3 protein-coding genes are annotated in these 8,369 nt (G+C 60.1%); all 3 read left to right on the top strand.

Features of this window, described 5'->3' with window-relative positions; genetic code table 11:
• Positions 1-78 precede the first annotated feature (78 nt).
• A complete protein-coding gene (gene recC / locus PMI30_RS24200) occupies positions 79-3,531 on the top strand; it encodes an exodeoxyribonuclease V subunit gamma (protein WP_008006791.1) in 3,453 nt (1,150 codons plus the stop codon).
• Positions 3,528-7,217 carry an exodeoxyribonuclease V subunit beta gene (recB, locus tag PMI30_RS24205; RefSeq protein ID WP_008006790.1) on the top strand — a complete coding sequence of 1,230 codons (3,690 nt, stop codon included), beginning with the start codon at positions 3,528-3,530 and terminating at the stop codon, positions 7,215-7,217. The genes recC and recB overlap by 4 nt, the downstream gene beginning before the upstream one ends.
• Positions 7,214-8,369: exodeoxyribonuclease V subunit alpha (gene recD / locus PMI30_RS24210; protein WP_008006788.1), on the top strand; the 1,156-nt coding region annotated here is incomplete at its 3' end. The genes recB and recD, both read left to right, overlap by 4 nt.

The following is an 8,369-nucleotide window of genomic DNA, read 5'->3' as shown; positions in this document are numbered from 1 at the left end:
GGACCGCTTCCGGCTGTCACAGTCTGATGACAGTGCTAAGGTTCGGCCCTAGCTTTTGTATTTTCCAAGGAAGCCTTTATGCCGGACGCTACGTCCCTCAGTGCTGGTTTGATGGTGGTTCACGGCAACCGCCTGGACGAGTTGCGCAGCCTGGTGGTCAGCTGGATGCGACGCTACCCGCTAGCTCCCTTGGAAAATGAAATCGCTCTGGTACAGAGCAACGGCATTGCCCAGTGGCTGAAGCTGGCACTGGCCGAAGACCCCGAAGATGACGACATGGGCGGCTGCGGAATCGCCGCGGCCATCGACGTGCAGTTACCGGGCAGCTTCATGTGGCAGCTTTATCGCATGGTGCTGGGACGTGACGAGATCCCGGTCAAATCCCTTCTCGATAAAGCTCCGCTGACCTGGCGTCTGATGCGTCTGTTGCCACAGTTGATCAACCAACCGCACTTCGAACCTCTGCAGCGCTTTCTTACCCATGACACCGACTTACGTAAACGCTATCAATTGGCAGAGCGACTGGCGGATCTGTTTGACCAATACCAGGTCTACCGTGCCGACTGGCTCGAAGACTGGGCGGAAGGTCGTCATCAGTTACGAAATGGCAGAGGCGAAGCCAAAGCCCTGACCCCGGCCAACTGCTGGCAGGCGGAGCTGTGGCGTGCGCTGTTGCTGGATGTCGGTGAACAAGGCATGGCGCAAAGCCGCGCAGGCGTGCACCAACGTTTTATCGAGCGCATCAATAGTCTTGACGTAGCACCCAGCGGATTGCCGTCACGGGTGATCGTTTTCGGGATTTCTTCACTGCCTGCTCAAGCCTTGGAAGCGCTTGCCGGGCTTGCTCGATTCAGCCAGGTCTTGCTGTGCGTACACAACCCATGTCGTCACCATTGGGCGGACATCGTCGCTGATAAAGATCTGTTGCGACATCAATACAAGCGCCAGGCTCGCAAGAGCGGCATGCCGGTTGTGCTCGACTCGCAAACGCTCCATCAGCATGCCCATCCGCTACTGGCAGCGTGGGGCAAGCAGGGGCGGGACTACATTAATCTGCTCGACAGCTACGACGATCCTAATAGCTATCGCTCGGCATTTCGCGACGGGCGTATCGATCTTTTCAGCGAAAGCCAGCCACAGAACATGCTCAATCAGTTGCAGGACGACATCCTGGAGTTGCGTCCCCTGAACGAGACTCGCGAGCGTTGGCCTGCTGTCGATCTGAAAAAGGACGAATCGATCCGTTTTCACATCGCCCATAGCGCTCAACGCGAAGTGGAGATACTCCATGATCAGTTGCTCGCACGATTCAGTGCTGACCCAGACCTAAGGCCTCGCGACGTAATCGTGATGGTCCCGGACATCGACAGTTATGCTCCGCACATCCGTGCAGTCTTTGGTCAGCTTGATCGCTTTGATCCGCGCTTCATCCCTTTCACGCTCGCCGATCAAGGCCAGCGCGGCCGGGATCCGCTATTGATCGCTGTCGAGCATTTGCTCAAGCTGCCCGATAGTCGCTTCCCCGTCAGCGAAATCCTCGATCTGTTGGACGTTCCGGCATTACGCGCTCGGTTTGGCGTAGAGGAACGTGACCTGCCGACCTTGCATCGCTGGATTGAAGGAGCAGGTATCCGCTGGGGGATGAACGCCGAGCAGCGCGCGGGACTTGGCCTGCCTGAAGAACTGGAGCAAAACAGTTGGCGTTTCGGTTTGCGACGGATGCTGCTGGGTTATGCCGTGGGCAGCGCCAGTGCCTGCGAGGGGATCGAACCTTACGACGAGATTGGCGGCCTGGATGCCGCACTCATAGGTCCTTTGGTTGCACTGCTGGATGCGCTGGAAATTGCCCACCAGGAACTCACTCAACCTGCAGCGCCCAAACAATGGGGCACGCGGTTGCAAGCGTTGGTGCAGTTATTCTTCCTGGCCAGCAACGAGCATGACGACTATTTGTTGGCCCGACTCGAAGAGCTGCGAGAGACCTGGCTCGATATCTGCGAGTCCGTAGGTTTGCAGGACGAGTTACCGCTGACCGTAGTCCGGGAAGCCTGGCTGGCGGGTCTCGACCAAGGTCGCCTGTCTCAGCGTTTTCTCGCCGGTGCCGTTAACTTCTGTACTTTGATGCCCATGCGAGCTATCCCCTTCAAACTGGTCTGCCTGCTTGGCATGAATGACGGCGATTACCCTCGCGCGCAGCCGCCGCTGGATTTCGACCTGATGGGCAGTGACTACCGCCCCGGTGATCGTTCCCGACGCGAAGATGATCGCTATCTGTTGCTGGAAGCATTGTTGTCGGCACGCGACCAACTCTACATCAGCTGGGTCGGCCGCAGTATTCGGGACAACAGCGAGCGCCCTGCTTCGGTGTTGATAGGGCAGTTGCGTGACCATCTCGGCAGCGGCTGGCGACTGCACGATGACAATGATGAGCTGCTTGAGTCCATGACTCAGGAACATCCGCTGCAACCTTTCAGCCATCGCTACTTTCATGAGGGCGATGATCTATTCAGCTACGCCAGCGAGTGGCAGGTTCTTCATCAAGCCAGTGATCTGGCGACTGATATCGAAGTGCTTGAGCCCTACGTCCAGGACGAACCGCTGAGCCTGGGTCAGCTGCAGGATTTTCTGCGCAACCCTGTACGACATTTCTTCAGTCAGCGGCTCAAAGTGTTCTTCGAGGCTGCCGAAGTGCCTTTGGCAGATGAAGAGCCGTTCGTACTCGATGCGTTGCAACGCTATAGCCTCAGCGACAGCTTGCTCGAAGCGGCGCTGGGGCAACTGGAGCAAACCGATCAGGTACTGGAGGCGCAGGCAAAACGCCTGCAAAACAGCGGGCTCTTGCCCATGGCCGGTTTTGGAGAATGTCTTCAGCGAGAGCTGATCGAGCCGCTGCCGGATCTGCTGCTGCGCTATCAGCAACTTCTGGCTTTATGGCCGACCCCGCTCACCAGCGCGTTGCCGGTGAGTCTGGAACTACAAGGATTGCGTCTGGAGGGCTGGTTCAGTGGCCTGCATCAGCGCGCAGATGGCGGATTGTTGTCGGTTACTACGATTCCCAACAGTATCGGTTCGATCAAGGCCCGAAAATGGCATCGCCTGACGCGACCTTGGATCAATCACCTGGTTGCCTGTGCCAGCGGCATGCCGATGACAACCGCGTTGGTGGCCAGCGACGACAGTTTGCTGCTCGGTCCGATGGAGGAGGCGGCAGCATCCCGGGCTCTGGGCGATCTGTTGTTGGCCTGGCAAACGGGCATGCGCCAGCCGCTGCCGATAGCAGTAAAAACCGCCTTCGCCTGGCTCGCTCAAACCGACCCGGCCAAAGCTGACGCCGCTGCCCGCAAGGCCTATGAAGGCGACGGCCAGACCACTGACGGCGAGCGCCGCGAAAGCCCGGCACTCGCTCGGCAATTCGCCGACTACGATGCTCTGATTGCCGATGAAACCTTCCCCGATTGGTGCAACGCTTTGTATCGGCCTCTGCTTGAAGCCCCTTGGCGTTCATTGACCAGCGAGGAGGCGCGCTCATGACCGCGAAAACACCGCTGGCCCTGGCATTCCCCCTGCGTGGCAGCCAACTGATCGAAGCCAGCGCCGGGACCGGCAAGACCTTCACCATTTCTGCACTGTACTTGCGTCTGGTCCTTGGCCACGGCGGCGAATCAAGTGGTTTTGGCCGTGAATTGCTGCCGCCGCAAATCCTCGTGGTGACCTTCACCGATGCCGCGACCAAAGAGCTGCGCGAACGTATTCGCACACGGCTGGCTGAAGCCGCACGGTTTTTCCGCGATGAGACACCGGCTCCGGATGGCCTCATCGCCGAGTTGCGCGACCAGTACCTCCCCGACCAGTGGTCCGGCTGCGCAAACCGCCTGGATATCGCCGCCCAGTGGATGGACGAAGCAGCCGTTTCGACCATCCACAGCTGGTGCCAGCGCATGTTGCGCGAACATGCGTTCGACAGTGGCAGCCTGTTCACCCAGACCCTGGAAACCGATCACAGCGATTTGCTCGGCGAAGTCCTGCGCGACTACTGGCGACTGTTCTGCTATCCGATGCAAGGTGATGCGTTGAACTGGGTTCGCGGCAATTGGGGTGGCCCTGCGGCGTTGCTGCCGCGAGTGCGTGGCTTGTTCGCCAGCGAACGTGACAGTGTTGAAGGTAAAGAGCCTGCCGAGTTGATTGCCGAGTGCCTGCAGGAACGACGGGCCGCTTTGCTCGAACTCAAGATGCCCTGGCGCCAATGGGCGGATGAGTTGCTTGCTATCTGTCACCAAGGCGTCGCAAGCAAGAGCGTCGATGGCCGCAAGATGCAGCCGCGCTACTTCGAACCCTGGTTCGAAAAGCTCCGGGCCTGGGCCGAGGATGAATCTGTCGAGCAGCTGGACATTGGCACCGGCTTTACTCGTCTGACTCCCGATGGCATGGCTGAAGCCTGGAAGGGTGAAGTCCCCCGTCATCCCGGTCTGGATGCGATGGCCGGTCTCAAGACCAGTCTCGATGGTTTGCCGACCCCCGATGCCGCTGTGCTGCAACACGCCGCTCACTGGGTCGGTGCGCGGTTCGAGGAAGAAAAGCGTCGCCGCGCGGAAATGGGCTTCGATGACATGCTGCTGCGTCTCGATGCGGCTTTGCAGTCCGAAGGCGGTGAGCGCCTGGCAACACTGATCCGCGAGCAGTTCCCGGTTGCGTTGATCGACGAATTCCAGGACACCGACCCGGTGCAGTATCGAATCTTCGAGAGCATTTATCGCATCGAAGACAACAATCCTGAAACCGGTCTGTTTCTGATCGGCGACCCGAAACAGGCGATCTATGCCTTCCGCGGGGCCGACATCTATACCTACCTGCGCGCTCGCCAGGCCACCACTGGCCGCCTGCATACCCTGGGCACCAACTTCCGTTCCAGTCATGGCATGGTCAGTGCGGTGAACCATGTGTTCGAACGCGCCGAATCTCGTGAACAGGGGCGCGGAGCATTCCTGTTTCGTGAGAAGAATGGCGAGAACCCGGTACCGTTTTTACCCGTAGAATCCCAGGGGCGCAAAGAAGTCTTGCGGATTGAAGGCCAGGATGTACCGGCGCTGAACATCTGGCACCTGTCCGCCGATCAGCCACTGTCTGGCGCGGTGTATCGACAACAATTGGCCGCCGCCTGCGCCAGTGAAATCACCGCGCTGCTCAATGGTGGCCAGCAAGACCGTACGGGCTTCATCCAGGACGGTAAGGACTTCAAAGGTTTACTGCCATCGGATATCGCAATTTTGGTGCGCGACGGCAAAGAGGCCCAGGCCGTGCGTGGCGAACTTTCGGCCCGCGGCGTGCGCAGTGTTTACCTGTCAGACAAGGACTCCGTGTTCGCCGCGCAGGAAGCCCATGACCTGCTGACCTGGCTCAAGGCGTGTGCCGAGCCGGATGTCGAGCGTCCCCTCCGTGCTGCGCTGGCCTGCATCACGCTGAACCTTTCGCTGGCTGAACTGGAACGGCTGAATCAGGACGAACTGGCTTGGGAAACACGGGTCATGCAGTTCCGCGGTTATCGAGAGCTCTGGCGCAAGCAGGGCGTGCTGCCAATGCTGCGACGTTTGCTGCACGACTTCCAACTTCCCCAGGCGTTGATCGCGCGCAACGATGGTGAGCGGGTGCTGACCAACCTGCTGCACCTGTCCGAGTTGCTACAGCAGGCCGCCGCCGAGCTTGATGGCGAGCAAGCCTTGATCCGTCACTTGTCCGAGCATCTGGCATTGTCCGGTCAGGCTGGCGAAGAACAGATCCTGCGCCTGGAAAGCGACGAGCAACTGGTCAAGGTTGTGACCATCCATAAATCCAAAGGGCTTGAATATCCGTTGGTGTTTCTGCCGTTCATTTGCTCGGCAAAACCGGTGGACGGCAGCCGTTTGCCATTGCATTACCACGACGCGACGGGCAAGGCTCAGGTGAGCTTGAAGCCGACGCCCGAGTTGATCGCCCAGGCTGATGATGAGCGCTTGGCCGAGGATCTTCGGCTGCTCTATGTCGCCCTGACCCGGGCACAACATGCTTGCTGGCTCGGTGTGACTGACCTCAAGCGCGGCAATAACAACGGTTCGACGTTGCACCTTTCAGCGTTGGGTTATCTGCTGGGCGGTGGTGCGTCATTGGCCGAGTCGGCAGGGTTGCGGCGTTGGCTGGAAGACCTGCAGCAGGACTGCCCGGCGCTGAACTACGGTGAACTGCCTGAATCGAGCGTCGAGCATTACCATCCGCCGCGCAATGAAGCGACCTTGCTTGCGCCGCTGATACCCAAGCGCAAGGCCAGCGAAAACTGGTGGATTGCCTCCTACAGCGCCTTGCGCATTGGCGACAGTCTGAGCGTGGGCAGTGACGAAGCGCCGGAGAGCCCGCAAGCACAAAAGCTTTTTGACGACGAACGTCTTGATCCGCAAGCGCCGCGAGAAGTGATTGCTGGCGGCGCTGATATCCATCGATTCCCTCGCGGGCCAAACCCCGGCACCTTTCTCCATGGATTGCTCGAGTGGGCCGGTGACGAAGGTTTTGCCGCTGCACCACAAACTGTGGAAGACGCCATCGCCCGCCGTTGCAATCGCCGTGGCTGGGAAGGCTGGATCACGACGTTGAGTGACTGGCTACAGCACTTGCTCAAATCCCCGCTGCACATCGGCGGCGGGCAGGCACCGGTGGTGTTCGGGCAACTGACCCAGTACCGGGTCGAGATGGAATTCTGGTTCGCCAGTCACAAAGTCGATGTCCTCAAACTCGATGAACTGGTGCGCCAATACACCCACAACGGCGTGGCCAGGGTGGCTGCCGAACCGGTGCTGCTCAATGGCATGTTCAAAGGCTTCGTCGACCTGACGTTCGAGCACGACGGTCGTTACTACGTCGCCGACTACAAATCCAATTGGCTGGGCGTCGATGACGCGGCCTATACCGTGCCGGCCATGGAGCAGTCGATTCTGGATAACCGTTACGACCTGCAATATGTGTTGTACCTGCTCGCCTTGCATCGCCAGCTCAAGGCGCGGCTGGTCGATTACGATTACGACCGGCATGTCGGTGGGGCGTTGTACCTGTTCCTTCGCGGTACTCGCGCGGCCAGCCAAGGCGTGTATTTCGCCCGTCCGCCACGGGAGCTGATCGAGCGTCTGGACCGGTTGTTCCAGGGCAAGCCAGAGCCCAAGGCCGAACCCGCCTGGGAACAGGGAGTACTGCTATGACTCGCACCTTCGCCGATTTGCTGCCCACGCCGTTGGCGGCCGAAAGTCTGGCGGACCTGGCCCCGCTGAGTCGCGCAGATGACTTGTTGCTGTTGCTCACGCGCTGGGTCGAGCGCGGTTGGCTGCGGGCGCTGGACAAGGCCTTCGTGGCCTTTCTCCACGAACTCGCCCCCGACGATGATCCGCTGGTGCTGCTGGCCGCCGCGTTGACCAGTCACCAGTTGGGCCACGGCCATGTTTGCCTGGATCTGTTCGAGACGCTGAAAGAGCCGGACTTCGCTCTGTCGCTGCCGCCGGAAGGTGATCTGCAAAGTGGCGCGATGTTGCTGCCGTCGCAATTGCTTGAGGCGCTGGAGGGGGCTCATTGGTGCAAGGTCCTGGCGTCCAGCCGTCTGGTGGCTCTGGCCGTCGACGGGCGTGAAGCCGCGCAGCACCGGCCGTTGGTGCTGTCGGGTAAACGGCTATACCTGCGCCGCTACTGGGCTTACGAGCGGCGGATCGACAACGCCCTGCGTCAGCGCCTGGCGGCACACGAAACAACACCGAGTGATTTACCTCAACGCCTGACTGGCCTGTTTGGTCCAGCCAGGTCTGATGAAATGATCGACTGGCAGAAGCTCGCTTGCGCCCTGGCTACCCGCAGCGCATTCAGCATCGTCACCGGCGGCCCGGGGACCGGCAAGACCACTACGGTCGTGCGCTTGCTCGCATTGCTACAAGCGCCCGCGGTGGAAGCCGGCAAACCGTTGCGCATTCGTCTCGCGGCACCCACTGGCAAGGCTGCCGCACGATTGACCGAGTCCATCAGCCAGCAGGTTCAAACCCTGGAAGTTGCTGAAACAGTGCGGGAGAAGATCCCGTCGGATGTGACCACCGTGCACCGTTTGCTCGGCAGTCGTCCCGGCACCCGGCATTTCCGGCACCACGCCGGCAATCGCTTGCCACTGGATGTATTGGTGGTGGACGAAGCCTCGATGATCGACCTGGAAATGATGGCCAATCTGCTCGACGCATTGCCGGCCCACGCCCGTCTGGTGCTGCTCGGTGACAAGGACCAACTGGCATCGGTAGAGGCCGGTGCCGTCCTGGGCGATCTGTGCCGCGATGCAGAAGCCGGTTGGTACAGCCCGCAGACCCGCCAGTGGCTTTTGG

The organism is Pseudomonas sp. GM50 (genome assembly GCF_000282375.1).
In the GTDB taxonomy this organism is placed as follows: domain Bacteria; phylum Pseudomonadota; class Gammaproteobacteria; order Pseudomonadales; family Pseudomonadaceae; genus Aquipseudomonas.
This window is presented reverse-complemented; position numbering and strand designations above follow the sequence as displayed.